Genomic DNA, 22,203 nt, shown 5'->3' on the forward strand with positions numbered 1-22,203 from the left:
GATGCCGACCGTTGTACGGCGCATGCGTGAAGTCCTTCAACGACACCCACCCCGACCCCGGCGTCGCCAACACACCCGACGACGACCACCGATACGACGACGGCAAACTGCACCCACCCGGCGGCGGCGTGGGGTTGCCGCCGTCGACGCGGACGAGTTGCCACTGCTGGTGGTTGCCGTTGAAGTCGTCGTACTGCACGATGTTGCCGCCGTCGGCGGTCGAGGCGCCCTGTACCTCCATCACCTTGTTCGAATTCCGGTTGATCAACCGGACGTAGCCACCGGCCGAGTCGGCCAGCCGGAACTGCTGGTTCGTCCCGTTGTGATCAGCCCACTGCACGATGCTGGCGCTGTTGGCGGTCGAGAAGTTGTAGACGTCCAGCACCTTGCCCGAATGCCGCGACTTCAGCCGGTAGTAGCCACCACCGGAGTCGACGAACTGCCACTGCTGCTGGTTGCCGTTGTTGCGCGCCCACTGCGTGATCCGCGCGCCGTCCGTGGTGGCCAGGTTGTACACGTCCAGGGCCTTGCCACTGTTGCGGTTGATCAACACGTACCAGGCACTCGTGTCGACCGTCGCCGCGGACGCCGGTGTCGACACCACTGCCGCCGCGACACCGCCGGCCAGCACCGCCGCTACGCCAGCGGCGAGGGCGCGCAGCAACCGCCCGCGCCGCCGTGTCGGCGGCGCGAGTGATGAAGATGTACCAAAGGCAGACATGATCCTCCTCCAATTGACCAGGACCCGAACGGTCCGACCGAAGATGGGCACACCGCGACGCACGGCCGGGCGTCCGCGCCAGCGCGGTGTTAGCGCTAACATTCATGCCCGCATGCCCCTGGCGCACACCCGAACCAAGATCCGACGAAGCGGCCTCGCCCGGTAGCCACTGGCGCCGTCACCCTTGAACATCGAATGTGGGCGATAACATGCCGTTCGTCAAGACGTAACTTCCCGGACCCATCAACCGGCGTTCGCCGCAGTCGTCGGCCTGACCACTCCCCACCACCGAACCCACGCAGGTGGCGCCGGCCCACCGGTCCCGATCGACGCCGAACACCCATGATCGCGTTAACATCCAAACTTACGGATGGGTTGCCCGCCGCTCGGCAACGTCGAGCGACCCGGCGCCATCCACCTCAGGCCCCGGCAGGCGGCCGACCCGGCGGAGGTCGACTTCGCGGGACAACGCCTGCGGGAAAAGCGTCATACACTGCGACCGGCGGTCCGGTGGATACCGAGCGGTTCGCACTTCCGCCAATCCGACCCGGCTCGGGCATCCGGCTGATGGAGTGACGTGACGTGGCATCCCAGGAAACACCCACAAATTCGTCGAAGCATCGTCGCCTGGCTATCGCCCTCGGGCTGTGCGCAGGGCTCGCCGCAATAGTGGCCATCCTGGCGGTGATTCCCCGCGCGAATCATGACGGCTGGGGCATCCTCAACGGCCTACGGTCATCGTCGTCGGCGACGCCCGAACCCGAGCCGACTTCGAAGTCGGCGTCCGGGTTGGACACCCCACCGACCCAGCTCATGGTGGATTGCATCAGGCAGACCAAGGGCCCCGAGGCGACGGAATTCTTCCTGGAAGACATACCAGAAGACCGCTGGGGCGACCCGGTCAGCGGCACCCTGACGACATTCGGCGAACCGTACGTCCTCTGGCTTTTCGACGCCGAATGCAAGTCCTATGAGGCGGTTGCCGTACCGCGTGCAACCAGTCGCACGTTCGAGGCGTACGTGGGGCAGGTCTGGTATTACGCCGAGGCATCGGTGAAGCAGCCGGGCGAGACGTGCGACTGCCGGGTGTTCAGCCCGGCGAATAGCGGCGTCCGGCAGGAATTCAGCGACACCGGCGCGCTTACCTACCGCATGTAGTGGACCTCTTTGCACCCCACGGACCCAGGGCCGGCGGGTAGCGCCTATCGCCACCCCGACACCGCATCCGACCGTACGGGGGAGGAACACACCCCGGAAATCGCTCAGAGTGAATGGATGACTCCACAGCGAAAGGGGAACGGGATGCGTCGCTCCGGCAGGATCACTCGGAAGGCCCTCGTCGGGGTGGTTGCCACCGCGCTGGTGATGTCCTCGTCGGCGGTCACGGCGACTGCCGGCCCGGCTGCCGTAGGACGGCACCTGCTGGGCACCTTGGGCGGATCCTGGAGCTACCCCAACGACCTGAACAACGCCGGTCAGGTGGTCGGCCACAGCCAGGCCACGGACGGGCGGGGCCACGCGTTCCGGTGGCAGCGGGGCGTCCTCACCGACCTGGGTAAGCCGGGCGAGACCAGCACCGCCAACGCCGTCAACGAACGTGGCGTGGTGGTCGGGACCAGCGAGAACCGGGCCGTCATGTGGCGGAACGGCAGCATGTCCATCCTGGTCGAGGCGACCGAGGCCGGCCCGGCCATGGCGTACGGCGTCAACGACCGCGACGAGGTCATCGGAGTTCGTTACCTCCCGACCAGCTACATGTACGGCCAGGGCTTCGTGTGGCGCAACGGCCGGTTCGTGGACCTTCCCGGGCTCGGCGGCGACAGCTACCCGGTGCAGATCAACAATCGCGGAGACATCGTCGGCTTTGTCGAGTACGACGACGGCGCCAGCACCGACGCCGCACTCTGGCGCAACGGCCTGCTGACCGTGATCCAGCCGCCCGGCGCGGTCGTCAGCATGGCCCACGCGGTGAACGATCGCGGTCAGGTGCTCGGCAGCATGAAGACGATCACCGACAGCTGGCATCACTTCCTCTGGGACAACGGCGTGCTCACCGACCTCGGCGACCTCAACACCGTAGGGATCAACAACCGCGGCGAGGTAGCCGCCAACCCGGACCGGGAGCCCGGGGCGTTGCCGGTGCGCTGGCACCGGGGCACGCAGACCGCACTCGCACCCCTCGGCGGCGGCTCCGCACGAGCGTCCGCGATCAACAGCGCGGGTGCCGTGGCCGGCGAGTCCAGCACCACGGGCGGCCAGCGGCACGGGGTTGTCTGGCTTCGGGGCGGGCGGACCATCGATCTGGGTCCGCTGCGGTTCGGCACCTCCACCGCCAGCGTCTGGGCGATGAACGACCGAGGGCTCGTGGTGGGCGTGGTCGACCCGGACGGCGCCGGCACCCAGGGGGTCGTCTGGAAAACAGCGAAGGGTTGAGAGGTCGACGGCAGCGAGCGCGGTAGGCCGATCAGCGGCCTACCGCGCTCGTCGTGAAGGGACCCGATACGAACCCTGGGGCGTTGGACCGTGCCATGTACGCTTCTCACCGGCCACCCATGAGGCGGACCAGCAAGGAGGTGGGTTGCAATCCTCCCCGCCCAGACCATTGACCTGGCGTTCTTCCCCCAGCGTGACCGGTTCGACGTCTGGCAGGACGTGATCTCCAAGGGAACCGCGCCGTCGCTGTTCTCCAGCCCGCACTCGACGAACTTCACCGGATTCGCGCAGGCGATCGATCTCGGTGTGCCGCAGGTCCTGTCGTTCCGCTATCCGGAGCTGACGATGCACCGCTCGCCCCGGATGATCCGGCGCGGCGACCCCGAGTTGTACGAGATCGCGCTACCCCTCACCGGCCAGGGCAATCTCGTTCAGGAGCGGCGCGAGGCCAATCTTCAGCCGGCAGAGTTCACCTTCCTGTCGACCTCACGCCCCTACACGTGCATGCATGTCCCACAGCAGGAGCCGGCAACTGCGGAGGGACCGGAGGCGGGGCTTCCCCCGACGGCGAAGACTGTCGCGATACTCGTCCCGCAGTCAGCCATCCCGCTTCCGCCGAACAAGGTCGACGGGTTGCTCGCCCGCCGGCTGCCGTCCGAGGGCATGGCGTCCCTGCTCGCCCAGTTCATGCTCCAGGTCGCCGGGCACCCCGAGCGGTTCCGGCCGGCCGACGCCCCGCAGCTCGGCAGCATGGCACTCGACCTGCTCTCCGCCACGTTGGCACAGCACCTCGACCTGGAGGCCAAGCTTCCGATCGAGGTACGACAGCAGACGCTGCGCGCGCGTATCGACGCGTTCATCACGGAGCACCTGGCCGACCCCGATCTGAACGCTCGTACCATCGCTGCTGCCCACCACCTCTCCCTGCGTTCCCTGTACCGGCTGTGGGAGGGCGAAGGCACCGGCATCGCCGAACTGATCCGCCAGCGGCGGCTGGAGCGATGCCGGCGTGACCTGGTGAATCCACTTCTGGCGGAGCGACCCATCTACGCCATCGCCGCCCGATCGGGGTTCGCGGACAAGGCGAAGTTCGCGCGCTCGTTCCGCGCGATGTATGGCATGTCGCCGCAGGCCTACCGGCAACAGCCGGCATCCCGCCAGGAATGACGGCGCCGCGCGGCCGCACTGAGTAACCACTCAGGCGTGAGTGGAGCCTCGCAGGTCGGCAGGCATCGACGCAAGGCCGAGTGACGAACCCGATCACCCATTGCGAGACTACCCTCACAACTTGCACACTTAGGCGGTCTTGAGTTCTGGAAGTTGCGCGATCCGCAACTATGAGGCCGAGCCGTTGGGAGTCCACTGTGCCAGCACCGGAGGCGAAAGCAGTACGCAGGCCGGTGACCGTGCCGGTGTGGAAGGCACTACCGAATGCCCTGCGCGACGCCCACGGATCCCTTGTGGACGCCGGCAACGCGACCGGCGGAGAGGTCGTCCGCCTCGGGCTCGGGATCTCCAGCCCGTACCTCGTCACGCACCCCGACCACGTACAGCAGGTGCTCCAGGAGCGAGCCGCCAACTACCCGCGCGGGGACAACACCGCGCTGTGGCGCTCGGTACGTCGGCTCGTTGGCGACGGCATCCTCTCCGAGGGCGACACCTGGCTGGCATCCCGCCGGACGCTGGCGCCGCTGTTCCGGCCAGCTCGGATCAACTCGCTGGTCGACACGATGGCCGTGGCGATCGAGGAAGCGACCGGGCGACTGGACAAGGCGGCGAACGCCGGTGCGGTCGTCGACATCGGAGCCGAACTCTCCCGTCTCGTCTGTGCAGCAATCATGCGGGTGTTCTTCGCCGACCGCCTGCACGTGGACGACGCCCTGCGGATCATGGCCGCGCAGGAGTCCATCGTCACGGCGATGGCCCCCCGCCTGCTGGCACCCATGGTGCCGTGGTGGGTGCCGATGCCCGGCGATCGTCGGTTCCACCGCGCGGTGCAGACCATCGACGACATCCTCCTACCCGTCCTCCGGGACGCACTGCGGCAGCCGGGATCCGAGGACGACGTGCTGTCGACCCTGGCCCGCGCCCGCCGCGACGGGCAGCCCCTGACCGAGCGGCAGATGCGCGACGACCTGGTCTCCATGGTCGCCGTCACGACCGAGACGAGCTACGTCGCCCTGACCTGGCTGTGGCCCGTCCTGGCCACCCACGACGACGTCGCCCGCCGGCTCTACGCCGAGATCGAAGACGTGATCGGTGCCGGGCCGGTCCGGGCCGACCACCTGCCTCAGCTGAAGTACACCCGGATGGTGCTCGACGAACTCCTCCGGCTGTTCCCCGCCGGCTGGATCGTCCCCCGCCGCGCCGCCGGCCAGGACGTGCTCGGCGGGGTGCGGATCGACAAGGGCGCCACGATCGTCCTCTCTCCGTACGCCACCCACCGGATGGCGGCATTCTGGGGGCCCGACGCGGAGTCCTTCGACCCGGAGCGGTTCGCCCCCGAACGTGTGGCACGCCGGCACCGCTATGCCTACTACCCCTTCGGCCTCGGGATACATCGCTGCCTGGGCGAGCACCTGTTCCAGCTGGAGGCGCAACTGATCGTGGCGACGCTACTCAGCAAGTACCGCTTCACGCTGACCGAGCCCACGGTGCCTGGCATCCGGGTCGCGGCGTCGCTGCGCCCGCAGCGACGCGTCGAGCTGACGCTGACGCACCGCGCACCCTCCGTCGCCCGATAGGAGCCGACCATTTCTTCCCCACCTCTCGCCACCACGTTCGAGCTGGCCGCCGAGCAGGGACGCAGCTGCTCCGTAGCGACCAAGGGTCAGCGTGATCTGCAACGGATCGTCGCCGCCTACCCGAGCCTCTTTCCCAACCCTCCGGTCGACGGGGCGATGCTCAGCGCGTTGGCGCTGTCCACGGCGTTCATCGCCCCGTGGTGCAGCGCGGCCGACCTGCGTACGGCGAACCGTGCCTCCCTGTGGGTCACCGCCGAGGACTGGTACATCGATTCGGTGGCCACGACCGCCGAGGCCGCCGCCGCGACCGTGACGGCCTGCCTTTCCGTGGCCGCCGGCGATGCGCCGTCCGCCCACGATCACCTGGGCCGGTTCCTCGCCGAGATCCGCGCTGATCTCGCTGCGGCGCCGTACTTCGACCGCCTTCGGCATTTGTGGCAGAAGGAGCTGCACCGCATGCTCGACGCCGAGCTGCGGGAGTGGCAGTGGAGAGTTGCCCGGGCTGCCGATCCCAGCGACCTGCCGACCCCGGACGACTACCTGGACAACGCCGCCGGTTACGGCGCCACGTGGGTCAACGTCTCGCACTGGATCGCCACCGCAGCGGTGGAGAACGAAGCGCAGCTGGTCGACTTGATCGACGCCAGCCTTGAGGTGGAGAAGGTCCTGCGGCTCGTGAACGACCTGGCCAGCTACGGCCGCGACCGCACCGTCGGCGATCTGAACATCCAGGTGCTGGGCGTCGACGAGGACACGGTTCGCCGGCTGGCCGGCGAACGGATCCGTCGCTGCCAGACACTGTTGGCGTCGCTGGACGGCACCGTCCCGCAGGAGGCCGGCTACCTGCGGCGCGTACTGGGTTTCACCACCGCGTTCTATGGCGAGACCGATTTCTGGGGCAGCGGTGACCACCACTGACCACGCGAGGCCGACGGGGTTGACCCTCAGCGCGGTTGGGCTGGCCCATGACCTCGTCGCCGAGATGATGCGTGATCCGCCGGGCCGGACGTCACCCTCGATCTACGAAACCGCACGAGTGGTGAGCCTCGCACCGTGGCTGGTCGGGCACGCCGACCGGGTGCGGTATCTACTCGACACCCAGCGTACGGACGGCTGTTGGGGACCGCCCGGGGGTTATGCCCTCGTCCCCACGCTGAGCGCGGCGGAGGCCCTGCTCACGGTGCTGCGGTCGCCGTCGCCGGTGAACACGCCCGACCTGGTCCGTGCCGCCGATCGGGCCCTGCACGGCCTGACCGTGCTCCTGGACGACCCGGCGCCACTGCCGGACACCCCGGCCGTCGACCTGATCGTGCCCGCCCTGGTCGACTCCCTCAACCAGCACCTCGACCACCTCGCCGGCAGCCCGGCCGTTCCCAGCGGCTGGCTGGGCCGCCGGCTGCGCCCGCCGCGCGGGATGACCCGGGAGCGGCTCGACGCCGTCCGGCGCCTGGTGGCGGCCGGCGCACCGGTACCCGACAAGCTGTGGCACGCCCTGGAGGTACTGCCCGATCTCGCGCGATCGGCATCGGGGGTGGCGCCCCTCTTCCCTGGAACGGTGGGCGCCTCGCCGGCCGCGACCGCCGCGTGGCTCGGCACGCCCCACCGCCCCGACGGCAGGCAGGCCCTGGCGCACCTGGAGGAAACCGTCCGCCGCTACGGCGGCCCGGTCCCCTGTGCGACACCGATCACCGTCTTCGAGCGGGCGTGGGTCACCGCCACACTGGCGAAGGCCGGCATCCATGTGGCGGCCTCTCCCGGACTGGTCGAGAGCCTCACCGCCACGCTGGGCCCGGCGGGCACACCGACGGGGCCCGGCCTGCCTGCTGACGCCGACACGACCGCTGTCACGCTGTTCGCGCTCAGCAAGATCGGAATTCCGGTTTCCCCGGATTGCTTGTTCCATTTCGAGACCGGCGACGGCTTCTGCACCTGGCCCGGCGAAGACGGATTCAGCGTCACCACCAATGCCCATGTTCTCGACGCTCTCGGCCAGCACGCGGCGGTGCACCACAAGCCGGAACACCGGTACCGGGTGGCGGTGGACCGGCTGGTGACAGCGCTTCAGGAGCGTCAGGAGGCGGACGGTAGCTGGAGCGACCGCTGGCACGCCTCCCGCTTCTACGCGACGGCATGCTGCGTCACCGCGCTGGCGGAGGTGGGTCCATCGCCCCTGGTGAGCGCGTCGCTCGCCGCCGCCGCCGACTGGGTGCTGGCCACCCAGCGCACCGACGGCTCCTGGGGCAACTGGGACGGTACGACCGAGGAGACCGCGTACGCGGTACAGATCCTGATCGCCAGCGGCCGACGAAGCCCCGCAGTCATCGACGCGGTCCGTCGCGGCCACGCCCACCTTCGTCAGGACGACGGACGGGACGGGCCGGCGCTGTGGCATGACAAGGATCTCTATCAGCCGGTGCGCATCGTCAGTGCCGCGGTGCTTGCCGCCCAGCACCAGGCCCACGCCCTGATGGACGCCCTGCCCGAGGGCGCGTGAGGGCAACGTCGGCCACGAGATGACAATTGCGGCCTGGTGTCCACTGTAGACCTAACCGTTAATCACGGTCTTGAGCCAATAGTCAGATAACTGCTAGCGTGCGTCGGTCTGCCTACACCGGCGGCTTGTTCGGCATGCCCCTGCCGGCAAGATCTCTCTGCTCGGCATGGGACGGTCCAATGCGGTCTCGCAGCGCAAATCTGCGCACAAAGGTTATCGCGCTTCTAGCCTCGCTGGTCGCCCTCTGGGCGTTCGCCGCGTGGGTGACCCTACGAGAAGGCGTTAACCTGCTGGGCGTCCAGACGGTCGACAGCCGAATCGTGTCGCCCAGCGAGCCGCTGCTGCTCGACCTACAGGTCGAACGGCGTCTCGCTGTCGCCTATCTTGGCGGCCCGAACGCCGACCGTAAAGAGGCGCTCGACGCCGCACGGCAGGCGGTCGACGGGCACGCCGCGACGTGGAAGACCACCGCGCGCAGCTGGCTGGGCCGCGCCTCGGTGAGCGGCGACGCCGCGGTACGGGTCGACGAGGCCATCGCCGAGCTGGACGAACTGGCCAGCGTGCGCGCCTCGATCGACAGCCGCTCGGTGGACCGCGCGAGCACCATCAGGTCGTACAGCACGCTCATCGAGTCGCTCTTCGAAATCTACGATGCCGTCGGCTCACTCGATGATCTTGAGATCGAGCAGGACACCCGCAACCTCATCGAGCTGTACCGCCTCCGCGAGCTGATCTCGCAGGAGGACGCACTGATCTCCGGGGTGCTGGCGGCCGGCCGGATCACCACGGACGAGCAGTACCGCTTCACCGAGCTGGTCATCTCGCAACGGTTCGTCGCGGGTCGTACCCGGCTGAACGACTCCGACCAGGCCGCCTTCAACCAGGTCATCGACGGTGAGGCGTTCCGTAGCCTGCGGCTACTCGAGGACCGGGTCATCGACAACCGAGGGTCGGCCCGCCCCGCCGTCAACGCCGCCGAGTGGAACAACGTCGCCGACCGCGCGCTGACCCACCTGCAGGAGATGGTGCTCGGCAGCGGTGACGCCCTGGTGCAACGGGCGCTGCCGGTCGCGGTCGGGGTGGTCATCCGGCTGGTCCTGGCCGCAGGTCTGGGCCTGCTCGCGGTCATCGCGTCGATCGTCGTCTCGGTCACCACCGCCCGTGCCCTCGTCGCCCAGCTTCAGCGGCTACGGGACGCGGCCCACCAGCTCGCCGACGAACGACTCCCCGGGGTCGTCGAGCGCCTCCAGCGCGGCGAGACAGTCGACGTCGCCACCGAAGCCCCACCGTTGAACTTCGGAAACGACGAGATCGGACAGGTGGGTCAGGCATTCAACCGCGTCCAGCAGACCGCGATCGGCACCGCGGTCGAGCAGGCCGAGCTGCGCCGCAAGGTGCGTGAGGTGTTCCTTGCCCTGGCCCGGCGCACCCAGGCCCTGGTACACCGTCAGCTGACCCTGCTCGACGAGATGGAACGCCGCGAGGAGAACGCCGACGAACTCGAAGATCTCTTCCGGGTCGACCACCTGGCCACCCGGATGCGGCGCAACGCCGAGAATCTCATCGTGCTGTCCGGCTCGCAGCCCGGCCGTGGCTGGCGCAAGAACGTGCCGATGGTGGACGTCGCCCGGGCCGCCCTCCAGGAAGTCGAGGACTACACCCGGGTCAAGGTGATGCCGTTCGGGTCGGTCGGGCTCGCCGGCCGCGCCGCCGGCGACGTCATCCACCTGCTCGCCGAGCTCATCGAGAACGCCCTGACCTTCTCGCCCGGACACACCTCGGTGGAGGTCCGGGGGCAGCTCGTCGCGCGCGGGTTCGCCATCGAGGTCGAGGATCGCGGCCTGGGGATGGCGGACGAAGACCTCGCCGGCATCAACGAGCGCCTCGCTGCCCCGAGCGGTGATTTCGACCTTGCCGACGCCAACCGGCTCGGTCTGTTCGTGATCAGTCGCCTTGCCGGCAGGCACGGTGTCGGCGTGCGGCTCAAGGCGTCACCGTACGGCGGCACCACCGCCGTGGTCCTCATCCCCGAAGACCTGGTGACCACGGCCGAAGCGACGGCCACCCCGCCGAGGAGCGCTGGCAGCTCGATCACGACCGACCGGCGGGCCGCAGACGCCGCACCGCGCGCCGTGACGACGCCGACGGCCGTCGCCGTGGCGGAGCCGCTCAACGAGCCGCCGTCGCTCAACGAGCCGCCGTCGCTCAACGAACCGGCACCGCTCAACGAACCGTCATCCCTCAACCCGGAGACGATGGAGCTGCCCGCACTCGGCCGGAGGGAGCCGCTGCGCGTTGCTACGGACCGGGCTGCCACGTTCGCTGGCGAACCGCCGAGCGATCCCGCTCCCCTGGCACAGCGACCGAAGCCTCCGGTGGTCCACACCGAGGGCGGGCTACCCGTGCGGCAGCGTCAGAAGAACCTGGCACCGGGACTGCGCGGCGGTCCCACTACTGAGGAGGAGACGACCGACGACGTCGACGAGGGCAGGTCGCCGGAGGCCGTACGCAAGATCATGACCTCCTACCAGAGCGGTACCCGCCGCGGTCGAGCCAACGCCGCCGCCCTCGGCGATTACGACGAGGAAGGCGCTACCGCTGGCGACAACCCGACGAGCGAAACCGATGACCGGTAAGAAAGAGGAACGGGCAAGTGCAGCAGCAGAATTCTGCAGGGTCCGATCTGACCTGGTTGCTCGATGACCTGGTCGGGCGGGTCAAGCAGGCCGAGCATGCCGTCGTACTCTCGGTTGACGGCCTGTTGATGGCCAGCTCCACACGGCTGTCCCGCGATGACGCAGAGCACCTGGCTGCAATGGCAGCGGGAATTCAAAGCCTCGCCAAGGGCGCGGGAAAGCGGTTCGGTGGTGGGCCTGTCCGGCAAACCATCATCGAGATGAAGTCGTCCTTCCTGTTCGTCATGGCAGCTGGCACTGGCGCCTGCCTAGCCGTCCTCGCCGCTGAGGACGCCGACGTCGGGCTTGTCGCCTACGAGATGACCATGGTCGTGAGTCGAGCCGGAAAGTTCCTCGCCTCACCTACTCGGCGCATCACCGACAGCTAGGGGCCGCCATGACGAAACCCGACGCCGACCAGCAGTGGTTAGACGAAGATGCTGGGCCCGTGGTTCGGCCATACGCAGTGACCGGCGGGCGTGCCAAAGCGAAGAACTACTTCAACGTCGTCGCGATCGTGATCGCGACCCGGACGGCACCGCCTGCGGATGCGGCGCCGGAACAGGCAAAACTCATCATGCTCTGCCAGCGGCCGCTCGCGCTGGCAGAGTGCGCCGCGCACCTTGGCCTGCCCCTCGGCACGGTCCGCGTTCTGCTCGACGGACTGCTCGATCGCGGGCTCGTAAGGGTCAACGAGCCCCGCCAGGCCGCCAACCTTCCCGACGACAGCGTATTCGAGGCGCTCATCAATGGACTACGTGCACTCTGAGCTGGGGGGCCAGCCGAGCCTCCCGACCGCCGTCAAGATTCTCGTCGCGGGTGGCTTCGGCGTTGGTAAAACGACCATGGTCGGAGCGGTCAGCGAGTCCAAGCCCCTACAGACGGAGGAGATCCTCACCGAACGGGGCGTCGGCGTCGACAACACCTCGGGCGTCGAGGCGAAGTCGACGACGACCGTAGCCATGGACTTCGGCCGGATCACCATCAACGACGAACTCGTCCTCTACCTCTTCGGCACACCGGGCCAGGATCGGTTCTGGTTCGTCTGGGACGAACTGTCGCTCGGCGCCCTGGGTGCCGTCGTTCTCGCTGACACCCGCCGGCTGGCCGACTGCTTCCCGTCCATCGACTACTTCGAGCGGCGCCGCCTGCCCTTCCTCGTCGCCGTGAACTGCTTCGACAACGCCCGCCGCTACGGACTGGAGGAGGTACGCACGGCCCTGGACCTCGATCCAGACGTGCCGGTCGTGCTCTGCGACGCCCGCAAGCGGCAGTCGTCCAAAGAGGTTCTGATCGAACTGCTCCAACACGTCATGAAGGGACACGGGCTGACCCGCCCACCACAGCCGGTGAGCCACTAGGTCCTAGCCGCGGATCTTGGTACGAAACGGCCCCGATAGAGGCCGTTCCGTACCAAGATCCGCGGCTAGGACCTGGCGCGCCAGGTACCGGACGCTTCGCCCGGACCGGGGTCGGTGCGGCCACGGCTGGCACGGGACACCCCCCGGCTGGCACACGAAGCCAGCATCGCCACCGCGAAACGACGCAGAATCTCCTTGACGGGCCGCCAAGGCACGAGCAATGGAGTCGCCAGACGGTGGAACCGACGGGGGTCGCTCGCACCGCGCTGAGATCGAACACTGGCACATGCTCCGTCACGACGGGCCCCGTTCCAGGGCGCAATCCCTGGGACGGGGGCCATCGCTCGCCGGCCGCAACCCGAACCCTGGGGCGGCACCACGATCTGCTCCGGCCCACCGCAGGGCGTTCCTGACGGCTCCCCCGATCGGTCGATCAGCCGCAATTTGCCCAGTCCCCCACATTACAACGCCCAATGGTCGATCAGCCGTCACTGAATGGCCTTTCGTCAGCCGACGGGTGTCCAGTTCGGACTGTAACGCGCTGATATTGACGGGAGCGACCATTCAGAGCATTACCTACTGTTCTGTTGCCGGTTGCGAGGCAATAGGGAGTGGCGCGCCGTGGCGGATCAAGAAATAAGCGTATGCGGGAGGTGTCGATCGCGGCGGCATTCGCGTACGCTGATCGCACGTCACGGGGTCACGAATGTGAGGAGGTGATCACGATGAATGGTGTGGTGCGTGGTGAGGTTCGCGGAGCGGTCGACGCGCTCTGACGTTGAGTGTGCTAGCGCCAGCGATTAGGCTTACCTGTGTCGCTGGCCCGGCGAGCGCGCCTAGCCGGCAGCACGCAGCAATTCCTGAGCTGCGAACATACCGCGCCGGCTAGGCGCCCCGCCACTTTTCGGGCCGCACGACGACCCGACCGGAAACCACGGGAAATCGTACGGTCGAAATCACTCGGCGGTTACCGGGAATTCAAATACCGCAACTCGCCGATTGCACTTTTCCTCCGAACACCAGCTGAATAGCTCCGAGACTGCGGTCCGGCCCCGACCGGGACAAGCCGCTGACAAAAAGCATCGGCCGCATTCCGGCCGGCGGCGGTGCTCCGACCAGCCCAGGGCTCGCCTCAGGTGACGGACTCGGAGACCTCCTTGCGGGCCGGGCCGGTGAGTGAGTAGACGATCAGGCCGCCAAGGGCGAAGAGGGCGGCCGTCAGCGCGGCGACGGTGTCGTCGGGCGGCTGGCCCTGCCACGTGAGGATCGCTCCCCAGGTGCCTGCCTGTGGATACATGGCCGCGATCGTGGTCCAGCCCAGCGGCAGGAACCAGGAACGGGCGGCGCCGAGCACCGTCGCGCAGATCGCCGTCAGACCCAGCAGGCCGGCTGCGTCGCGGACCACCAGGGTCGCCGGTCCGAAGCGGGCACCGGTGTACCGGGTGACGAGCAGGGCCACCAGGACGACCAGCAGACCGGCGAGCAGGTGCACCGCGCGCCGCCACGGCCAGCGCATCGAAGCAGTCCGATCCAGATTCTCGTCAGGGCCGGCGAGGGTGACCGAGAACACCACGACCATCAGCACGACGGTCATGACGACCGTTGTCGGGGCGACGTCTCGTTCGTCGGCGAGGGCCAGCCACAGCGTCCAGATCAGCACCGCGCCGCCGGTGGCCGCCGCCAGTGCCAGGGGCACCCGCCGCGAGCGCAGGTACAACATCGCCCAGGTCACCCGGCACTCCGAGACAGCAGTTCGCTGGGGTCCTCACAGGCCAGTGCAGCGTCGCGGACCGCCGCCACCCGGGCCAGCGCCTCGTCGTCGGACAACTCGCGCAGCCCCTGCCACAGGATCAGCGCCTCGGCATTGATTTCGGGCTCCTCCTGGATCAACCCGGGAATCAGTCCCACGTCGGACCGCGGCTCGCGGCCCAGAAGCCAGTACGCCGCCGCACGTTCGACCGCCTCACTGCGCAGGCGGCAACTTCCGTCGTAGGCAACGCCCAACCCTCTGACGATCTCGGGGGCGACGACGGCCGGGTGCGCGAGCCCACCGCGCTTGTCGATCCGGACCGGAATCCGCACGACATCGTCACGGGGCGGAATCTCCGCACCGCGCCCGAAGGTGGAGGTGTCCTCGTGCACGGCGGTCGGCGCGCCCGGAAGTTTCGCCAACGCCGCCAGACCTTCCCGGGCCAGCGGGGTCAGGGCGTCGAGCACGTGCGTGTTGACCCGGCTCACGCACACCGTCGGGGCGTCGTCGGTACACACCAGCACCTGGGCGATCGGGTCGACCGGTGCGTCGAGCACAGCCGGGTCCCGGGGTACGACCGCAACTGCCACGGTGAGCCCGAGCAGCACCGGCACCAGCGCCGCCGTACGGGCCCGCCAGCTGCCGGCGACGAACAGCAGCAGGCCAGTGACGGCGAGCGCGACCATCCAGATCGCGATCGCGCCGCTGACCCGGTTGTCGATCGTCGGGTAGGAGTGGAACTGGCTCGTACCGTAGATCGGAGACATCGCCGCGGCCAGCCAGTCCGGGGAGATGAACAGGCTGAAGGAGACGAGCAGGACACCGGCCACCCCCAACGCCGGGGCGGTCGCCAGCGCGGGCAGCAGACGCCCGATCCCCAGACCGAGCCACGCCGCACCGATCAGAGCCAGCACACCGACCCCGGTGACGACGGCGAAGTTCAGCAGGGGCACGTACCGGACGCTGACGATCCAGGCGAGGCCCACCACGGTCACCAGCAGATAGGCCACGGCGAAGGTGATGGCCAGCGCGCCCAGGACCGGCAGCATCCGCTGGGCGCGGGGTCGGGCGGTGGTGGCGAACAGCTCACCGACCTTCGCCCGGTGCTCCCGGCGTCCCTGCCAGGCACCGGCGGCCAGGGCCAGCGGCCACATCAGGATCAGATACTCCCGAAGGACCATGGCCAGCGACATCCAGCCACCCGACCACCGGGCCGGAGCCCCATAGAGTGCGCCGACCCCGACCAGCACCGTGATCAGTGCGGCACCGACCGCGGCGGAGCGGCGTAGTTCGACACCCAGGATGCTCATCGGGCAGCCTCCGCCCGGTGCCGGCGGAGAACGGCGGAGTAGCCCCGCTCCAAAGGACTGTCGCCGGGGTGGCTCTGGTCGCCCTGCGCGGCCAGGGTCTCGGGAGTGCCCTGCCACACCAGGCGGCCCTCGTTGAGCAACACCACGTCGGTGCAGGCGGCTGCCACGTCCTCGACCAGGTGGGTGGAGACCAGCACGCAACTGTCGGTACCGAGGTCACGCAGCAGCTCACGGAAGTCGAGTCGCTGCTCCGGATCGAGACCGACGGTCGGCTCGTCGAGCAGCAGGATCTGCGGATCGTTGACGATGGCCTGCGCGATACCGGCCCGGCGCAGCATGCCACCGGAGAGCGTCCGCAGCCGGGCATCGGCCCTGGCGGTCAGCCCGACCCGATCGACGGCCCGCTGCACTGCCGCCGGGATGGCGCTCTTGGGCATCTCCTTGAGCCAGGCCATGTACCCGACGAACTCGCGCACCGAGAACCGTGGGTAGAAGCCGAAGTGCTGCGGCAGGTAACCCAGGGCGCGACGCACCGGTCGCAGGTCGGCGCGGCCGTCGACCGGGCGACCGAGCAGCGTCAGCCGACCGCCCGCCGGCGCGAGAACGGTCGCCAGGGACCGCATCAGCGTGGTCTTTCCGGCACCGTTCGGGCCGAGCAGTCCGTGTACGCCGGTGTTCAGGGCCAGATCGAGACCGTTGACGGCCAACTGCCGTCCGGCGCGGACCTGTAAGCCCTCCGCATGGATCGCCCAGGGATGGGTGGTGGCAGCCGTCTCGGCCGCACTCAGGGCACGCATCATCATCTCCTTCATTCGGATCGGTGAGGTCAGCGCCGCCGGACGGCGGAGTCGATCAGTCCTGTCGGGACAGTCGGCGGAAGGCGTCCACCCGGAACAGGGCCGTGATGGTGAGCAGGGCCGTGGCCAGCGCCCAACTACCGGCGCTGTCCGCCTCCAGCACCGCCGGTATCCGGGCGGCGGCGAGGCTGGGGGCGATCACCGCGAGCGTCCAGATCGCGATCAGTCCGATCGCGGCCCGGCGTACGCCCACGAGCGTTCCCAGCAGCAGCGTGGCGGCGGTGAACGCCAGACACGGCAACAGCATCAGCGCCAGCGACGCCCCGGTGCCGGCACCCACCAGGGCGAGCCCGGGAACGACGAAGGCCAGCACCGCCGCGGTACGCCGTAGCAGCGTCGTCAGACCTGCGGCGGGGGTGGCGGCGATCAGTTCCCACGCCGGATCGGCGCGACGATGCCAGGCGACCGCCACGCCGGGCAACGGGGCAAGCGGTGCGATCAGCAGCACCAGCGAGGGCAGGCCGGCCCGCAGCCCGCTGAGGACGGCAGCACAGGCGAGCACCGCGGCGGTCATGGCCAGCCAGGGGCCCAGGGTGCCGACCAGCCACCGGTGGCGCAGCACCGACCAGGACCGGCTGTTGGCGACCGGGGCCGGCGTCGCGGCGATCTCCCGGTCCAGGCTCATCGCGACCCGCTCGATCATGGCCCGGCTGTCGGCCGTGGTGCTGCCCGCCAGGCGGGCCCGACAATCGGCGCAGCCCTCAAGATGCACCTCGATCGCCCAGACGCTGGCCTCGTCCAGCCCAGGATCTCCGGTGGCGTAGCGCGCGATCTGCGACAGGTTCGGATGGGGGGTCATGACAGCGCCTCCCGCAGGGCGATCCGGGCCCGCCGGACCCGGGACTTGACGGTGTTCTCCGGTACGCCCAGCAGCACCGACGCCTCGCGCGGCGAGAGCCCGTTGAGGACGGTGGCCCGCAGGGCGGCACGCACCTCGGGCGGTAGGCGCAGCAGGGCCTGCTCCAGTTCCTGCCCGACCCGGGCGGCCATCACCTCGTCCTCGGCGGCCGGTGCCGTGCTCGCCATGAGGGGCACCTGCGGCACCCGCGCCCGCCGTGCCCGGCTGCGGAACGCGTCGACCAGCCGGTGGGCGGCGATGGTCCACAGCCAACCGACCGCACTCCCCGGTGCGCCGCCGCCCTTGGCCCGGGTGCCGACGAAGCTGCCCGCAGCCCGCCAGACCGTCAGGTAGGTGTCCTGCAACACCTCGGCGATCATGTCCGGGTCGGCGCACCGGCGGCGCAGGCGCACCTCCAGCCACGGTGACGTACGCCGGTAGAGCTCGTCGAACGCCCGCCGGTCACCACCGGCGACGCGGCGCAAGAGTTCACCCTCGTCAGCCGTGTCCATTCCTGTCCTCACACCCGGTAAGACGACCGGCCCGGCACGATCGGGTCCCCACTTCCTGTGATCGCCGTCACCTTTGTCCCGGGCGCCGACCACCGAGGGTTCGGACCTCCGCGACCGCGTCGGCAAGGATCTCCACGCCTGCGGTGATGGCGCGTTCGGTGAGGGTGGCGTAGCCGAAGATCAGCCCGCCGGGTCCGGCGGGGCGTAGTCGATACCGGGAGATGCCCTGCACGACCAGTCCGTGCCGGGCGGCGGCGGCCACGACCGCGGCCTCGTCGAGGTCGTGCGGGAGCCAGGTCACCACGTGTTGGCCCGCCGCGACACCGACCGGTTCCAGTTCGGGCAGCCGGGTGCGCAGTGCGGTCAGGAGTGCGTCGCGGCGGCGGCGGTAGATCGGACGCATCCGCCGCAGGTGCCGGTCGAATTCGCCTCGGCTGAGGAAGTCGGCGAAGGTCAGTTGGTCGATGACGGGAGAGCCCCGGTCGGCCAGCACCTTGGCCGCGGTGATCTCGTCGACCAGGTGTGCCGGCGCCAGCAGCCAGCCGAGGCGCAGCCCCGGCGCCAGGGTCTTGCTCGCGGTGCCGCAGTACACCACGGTGTCGGGCGCCAGCCCCTGCATGGCGCCGATCGGCGAGCGGTCGTAGCGGTACTCCGCGTCGTAGTCGTCCTCGATCACCACGGCGCGCCGACGCTGCGCCCAGTCGATCACCCGGGCCCGCGCGGCGGCCGCCAGCACCCCGCCGGTGGGCCACTGGTGCGAGGGCGTGAGCACGACGGCGTCCGCGTCGGTACGTTCCAGTTCCTCGACGAGAATGCCGTCCGGCCCGACCGGGATGCCGATCACGTCCAGGCCGGCGGCGGCCGCGACGGGGCGGGCGTCGTCGTCCGGGGAGGGATCCTCGACGGCCAGTCGGCGGGCGCCGCGCGCCGCGAGCACCTGGATCAGCAGCGCGACGCCCTGGCCGTAGCCATTGCAGATCACCACGTTCTCCGGGCGGGCCGACGTGCCACGGACCCGGTTGAGGTAATCGCTCAGGGCTGCGTGCAGCTCGGGCACGCCACGCCCGTCGAGGTAGGCGAAGTGTTCGTTCGGCGTGGTGGTGAGCACCGTGCGCACCGAACGCAGCCAGGCGGCCCGGGGGAACGACGACACGTCGGTGCGGCCGTACCCGAAGTCGATCCGGGCCGCCGGCCGATCCCCGGCGCGGCGGCCCGCTGGCGTCGCGACCGGCTCGACCGCAACCTGCGTGTAGCCGCCGGCCCGGCTGGTGAGGTAGCCCTCGGCGACGAGTTGCTGGTACGCCTCGACCACGACCCCGCGGGACACTCCCAGGTCGGCGGCGATGGTGCGGGTGGGTGGCAGGGACGCCCCGAGACGTAACCGGCCGGCCCGGATGCCGCCCCGGATCGAGGCGGCGATCTGCCGGTGCAGTGGTTCGGCCACGGACCGGTCGACCTCGATGAACAGGTCCTCCGCCGTACTCGAATTGGTCCTGGTTCGGCCCATGTGATCGGACCTTACCGGGGGTACCGATTCCCGCCAGGCTCAAAAGCATGACGACAGCGACCGGCCCTCGCTTCGACGGCCGCCTCCTCACCTCGGGCGACCCGGGTTACGACGCGGCCCGAACCGTCTGGAACGCCATGATCGATCGCCACCCTCGGATGATCGTGCAGGCCGCGAGCGTCACCGACGTGGTGACCGCAGTCCGGCTGGCCCGCGAACTCGACCTGGAGATCGGGGTGCGCTGCGGCGGGCACAACGTGGCCGGCCTCGCGGTACCCGCCGACGGCCTGATGATCGACCTGACCCCCTTGAACGGCGTCCGGGTCGACCCGATCCGGCGCCGTGCCCGGGTCCAGGGCGGCGCACTGCTCGGCGCACTCGACCGGGCGTCGCAGCCATACGGCCTCGCCACGACCGCAGGTAACGTCTCGCACACCGGGGTCGGCGGCCTGACCCTCGGCGGCGGCATGGGCTGGCTCGCCCGCCAACACGGATTGGCCTGCGACAACGTCGTCTCCTACCGGGTGGTCACCGCCGACGGGAAGGTCGTGACCGCGAGCCGAACCGAACACCCCGACCTGTACTGGGGCCTACGCGGCGGTGGCGGCAACTTCGGCATCGTCACCGACTTCGACTTCCAACTGCATCACACCGGAACGCAGACCCTGGTCGCCGAATTCGACTTCCGCGCCGAGGACGCCGTGCCGGTGCTCGAAGGCTGGCGGGACCTCAACGCCGTCGCGCCACGGCAGGCGACCTTCACCGCCGATGTGTACAGCACGGCCAGCGGCCCGCTCGCCACCGTCGGCTTCGTATGGGTCGGCGACCCTGCCCAGGGCCACCAACTGCTGCCGGCGATGCGTGCGCTCGGCCGCCCGGTCGCCGAGCGGGTCACCACGCCGTCATACCTCGAACTCCAGCAACGCGACGACACCGCTGGCGGCCACGCCTACCGCCGGTACTCCAGCGCGCACTACCTGCGCCAGTTCCCCACCGCCGCGATCGAGGCCTTCCTGCTGCGCGGCGCGACAGACCTACACGCCGGCACCGAACTGCCCGGCGTCGGCCTCCAGGCGTACGGCGGCGCGATCGCCGACATCGCGGACGCCGACACCGCGTTCGGTCATCGCGGCACCACCTTCGAGTTCGGCGCCGGCTCCCGCTGGACCGAGCCGTCCGAAGACGACAGCCGGACCGCTGCGGCTCGCAGTGCCGCAGCCGCGCTCGACCCGTACGCCGACGGCGTCTACGTCAACTCACTCGCCGCCGACGAGGGGCAACGCGGGGTCCGCCGCGCGTACCCGGACGCCAAACTCGCCCGGCTCACCGCCCTCAAGACCGTCTGGGATCCGCAGAACGTCTTCCACCTCAACCACAACATCCGGCCCAGCCACGCCTGAGCCGACACCAGATCGAAAGGATGCTCATGACCTCCACCGCCCCCACCGACCGGCTCGGCACCCCCGGCCAGCAGCGCCGCCGACTGCTCCTACCCGGCCTGGCCGCAGCGGCTGCCGCCGCCATCACCGTGACAGCCGTCGCGGCCCTCGCCATGGCCACCGGTGTCGATCTCGAACTCCCCGACGGCGGCGAATCGATACCGCTGCTCGGCTTCACCCAGCTCACGTTCACCTTCAGCGTCGTGGGCATCCTCGTCGCCCTGGCGATCCGCCGTTGGGCGTCCCAGCCGGCACGCACCTGGATCCGCACCACGGTGGCACTCACCGCGCTGTCGCTCGTACCACCATTCCTGGTCGGCGCGAACCTCGCCACCGAATGCACACTCGTGCTCACACACCTGATCGCCGCCGCAATCGTGATCCCCGTCATCGCCCGTCGGCTGGCAATCTGACGACCGGCATTCCCCGGCCAGCCGGCGTCCGGCGCGCCCACGAAAATGATTGATTCTATTGCAATACCATCTTGGAGAGCTTCCAACTCGAATACCAGATCCTCGACATCCTCGTCGACTTGCGCACTATGCTCATGGACGGCAACGTGCAGAGTTATCCGGTTCGAATCCAGATCAACAGAGATTGCACGCATTTCCGGCGAGATCAGTCCGAGCGCCGCCTGGACAACATCAAGCACCAATCTGCGCGGCCACTGTGGTACGCATCCAGCACACTCTGGGCGTCCGCATGACTCTTTGAGGTAACTCTTGCCGGTATTGGCGTGCAACGGATCTCCCTGGACATGCCGGCCCTGCTTCTGCCGACTGATTTGCTGAGCACGGATGACGCAGCGTGGTCACATCGCCGACCGACTCCAGTCGCGGTCACGTCGAGGTGCGTGTGCTCGGACGTGTTCGACTATGTTACGAAGTCGTCTGCGCGCGGGTCGGCATCCCACCCAAGCCGAGCCAGTTCCCTAAGGACTGCCCGCGCACGAGGAGTCCAGAAAAGCAGAACTTGATCACGTTCTGCGGTCCTGAAGGACACCGCGAGTGCAAGGGCCCAATGCCTGCCCAAGATCGGCCCGTGTGGCAATGCGGTCACCTCAGCGTGTTGCAGCACGTCCGAGCCGGCCCGTGACGAAAAAGTCAATTTGCTGCCCTCGACCCAGAGGCGTACTGACGGCCAGCGCATCCGCTCGACGACGCGCAGTGAATCGCCGCGGGTGAAGTCACGACGATCGACATAGGTAAGTCCACCGCGTGCCAGCAAGGTCTTGGAGGCCATCGCGGGATGATATGCCTACAGCCCGATAGCTCGGCGTGCGCCGGCAAGCCTCAGCGGTTCCGCAGGAACCTTCATGGTCAGCTGTACGGATCAAGTAGCGGTCGAGCGGGGGCGCTGGTTAGGCATTCTGCTCGTCAAACGGCTCGTCACTCCACCGCCACCACGCCTCGTCGCCATCGAGGTGAAGAAGAAACTTAGACAGACCGGCAGTAGGTGTTACTTGAGGCGGCGGGTGGTGGGTCGGGTGTCCCAGCGGTAGAGCGTGCGGGCGCGTTGGATGAGTTGACGGATCGTGACGATGGTGGCGGCGAGGTACAGGT

The 22,203-nt window shown here is 69.0% G+C and carries 20 protein-coding genes and 2 pseudogenes; 12 read left to right on the plus strand and 10 right to left on the minus strand.

Annotated elements, in window-relative coordinates:
* On the minus strand, positions 1-721 hold a 721-nt coding region (locus E0H26_RS28405; protein WP_206025422.1), incomplete at its 3' end, for an RICIN domain-containing protein.
* A 582-nt stretch (positions 722-1,303) separates the two neighbouring features.
* Here E0H26_RS28405 and E0H26_RS28410 point away from each other — a divergent pair.
* From E0H26_RS28410 to E0H26_RS28455, 10 genes are all read left to right on the plus strand, one after another.
* A complete protein-coding gene (locus tag E0H26_RS28410; protein WP_131309468.1) occupies positions 1,304-1,879 on the plus strand; it encodes a hypothetical protein in 576 nt (191 codons plus the stop codon).
* 117 nt (positions 1,880-1,996) lie between these two features.
* Positions 1,997-3,154, plus strand: coding sequence for a hypothetical protein (locus tag E0H26_RS28415; RefSeq protein ID WP_131309470.1), 1,158 nt, complete (start codon positions 1,997-1,999; stop codon positions 3,152-3,154).
* Between the two features lie 219 nt (positions 3,155-3,373).
* Entirely contained in the window at positions 3,374-4,321 is a 948-nt protein-coding gene (locus E0H26_RS28420; protein ID WP_165522017.1) for a helix-turn-helix domain-containing protein, read from the plus strand.
* A gap of 239 nt (positions 4,322-4,560) precedes the next feature.
* The gene (locus E0H26_RS28425) at positions 4,561-5,898 is read left to right on the plus strand and encodes a cytochrome P450 (protein WP_131309504.1); all 1,338 of its coding nucleotides are present in this window, start codon (positions 4,561-4,563) and stop codon (positions 5,896-5,898) included.
* Between the two features lie 156 nt (positions 5,899-6,054).
* Positions 6,055-6,816: a terpene synthase family protein gene (locus E0H26_RS28430; RefSeq protein ID WP_240742441.1), complete on the plus strand. Its 762-nt coding sequence runs from the start codon at positions 6,055-6,057 to the stop codon at positions 6,814-6,816.
* Between the two features lie 121 nt (positions 6,817-6,937).
* Complete coding sequence (locus E0H26_RS28435) at positions 6,938-8,392, plus strand: prenyltransferase/squalene oxidase repeat-containing protein (protein ID WP_240742442.1); 1,455 nt, start codon at positions 6,938-6,940, stop codon at positions 8,390-8,392.
* Between the two features lie 179 nt (positions 8,393-8,571).
* Complete coding sequence (locus E0H26_RS28440; RefSeq protein WP_131309478.1) at positions 8,572-11,028, plus strand: sensor histidine kinase; 2,457 nt, start codon at positions 8,572-8,574, stop codon at positions 11,026-11,028.
* A 17-nt stretch (positions 11,029-11,045) separates the two neighbouring features.
* Positions 11,046-11,456 carry a roadblock/LC7 domain-containing protein gene (locus E0H26_RS28445; RefSeq protein WP_131309480.1) on the plus strand — a complete coding sequence of 137 codons (411 nt, stop codon included), beginning with the start codon at positions 11,046-11,048 and terminating at the stop codon, positions 11,454-11,456.
* 8 nt (positions 11,457-11,464) lie between these two features.
* Positions 11,465-11,836, plus strand: coding sequence for a DUF742 domain-containing protein (locus tag E0H26_RS28450; protein ID WP_131309482.1), 372 nt, complete (start codon positions 11,465-11,467; stop codon positions 11,834-11,836).
* Entirely contained in the window at positions 11,817-12,428 is a 612-nt protein-coding gene (locus E0H26_RS28455) for a GTP-binding protein (protein ID WP_131309484.1), read from the plus strand. The genes E0H26_RS28450 and E0H26_RS28455 overlap by 20 nt, the downstream gene beginning before the upstream one ends.
* A 1,132-nt stretch (positions 12,429-13,560) precedes the next feature.
* Here E0H26_RS28455 and E0H26_RS28460 read toward each other — a convergent pair.
* The 6 genes from E0H26_RS28460 to pdxR all read right to left on the minus strand — a co-directional run bounded on the left by E0H26_RS28460 (position 13,561) and on the right by pdxR (position 19,202).
* Positions 13,561-14,160 carry a hypothetical protein gene (locus E0H26_RS28460; RefSeq protein ID WP_131309486.1) on the minus strand — a complete coding sequence of 200 codons (600 nt, stop codon included), beginning with the start codon at positions 14,158-14,160 and terminating at the stop codon, positions 13,561-13,563.
* Entirely contained in the window at positions 14,157-15,488 is a 1,332-nt protein-coding gene (locus E0H26_RS28465; RefSeq protein ID WP_131309488.1) for a fatty acid desaturase family protein, read from the minus strand. The genes E0H26_RS28460 and E0H26_RS28465 overlap by 4 nt, the downstream gene beginning before the upstream one ends.
* Positions 15,485-16,288 carry an ABC transporter ATP-binding protein gene (locus tag E0H26_RS28470; protein ID WP_420812907.1) on the minus strand — a complete coding sequence of 268 codons (804 nt, stop codon included), beginning with the start codon at positions 16,286-16,288 and terminating at the stop codon, positions 15,485-15,487. Before E0H26_RS28470 ends, E0H26_RS28465 begins: the two co-directional genes overlap by 4 nt.
* Positions 16,289-16,340: 52 nt before the next feature.
* The gene (locus E0H26_RS28475) at positions 16,341-17,144 is read right to left on the minus strand and encodes a cupin domain-containing protein (RefSeq protein ID WP_131309492.1); all 804 of its coding nucleotides are present in this window, start codon (positions 17,142-17,144) and stop codon (positions 16,341-16,343) included.
* A complete protein-coding gene (locus E0H26_RS28480; RefSeq protein ID WP_131309494.1) occupies positions 17,141-17,695 on the minus strand; it encodes an RNA polymerase sigma factor in 555 nt (184 codons plus the stop codon). Before E0H26_RS28480 ends, E0H26_RS28475 begins: the two co-directional genes overlap by 4 nt.
* Before the next feature lie 67 nt (positions 17,696-17,762).
* Positions 17,763-19,202 carry a MocR-like pyridoxine biosynthesis transcription factor PdxR gene (pdxR, locus tag E0H26_RS28485; protein WP_131309496.1) on the minus strand — a complete coding sequence of 480 codons (1,440 nt, stop codon included), beginning with the start codon at positions 19,200-19,202 and terminating at the stop codon, positions 17,763-17,765.
* Between the two features lie 47 nt (positions 19,203-19,249).
* Between pdxR and E0H26_RS28490 the strand changes: the two genes are divergently transcribed.
* Positions 19,250-20,602: an FAD-binding oxidoreductase gene (locus tag E0H26_RS28490; protein ID WP_131309498.1), complete on the plus strand. Its 1,353-nt coding sequence runs from the start codon at positions 19,250-19,252 to the stop codon at positions 20,600-20,602.
* A gap of 26 nt (positions 20,603-20,628) precedes the next feature.
* Complete coding sequence (locus tag E0H26_RS28495) at positions 20,629-21,054, plus strand: DUF6069 family protein (RefSeq protein ID WP_131309500.1); 426 nt, start codon at positions 20,629-20,631, stop codon at positions 21,052-21,054.
* Positions 21,055-21,143: 89 nt separating this feature from the next.
* Here the strand turns inward: E0H26_RS28495 and E0H26_RS30715 are convergent.
* The 3 genes and pseudogenes from E0H26_RS30715 to E0H26_RS28510 all read right to left on the minus strand — a co-directional run.
* Positions 21,144-21,293: pseudogene (locus tag E0H26_RS30715) on the minus strand (MafI2 family immunity protein); the annotation flags it as partial.
* Between the two features lie 221 nt (positions 21,294-21,514).
* Positions 21,515-21,883, minus strand: coding sequence for a hypothetical protein (locus E0H26_RS28505; protein WP_131309502.1), 369 nt, complete (start codon positions 21,881-21,883; stop codon positions 21,515-21,517).
* A 216-nt stretch (positions 21,884-22,099) separates the two neighbouring features.
* A pseudogene (locus tag E0H26_RS28510) lies at positions 22,100-22,203 on the minus strand (IS5/IS1182 family transposase); the annotation flags it as partial.

This window comes from Micromonospora zingiberis, from assembly GCF_004331455.1.
Taxonomy (GTDB): Bacteria; Actinomycetota; Actinomycetes; order Mycobacteriales; family Micromonosporaceae; genus Micromonospora; species Micromonospora zingiberis.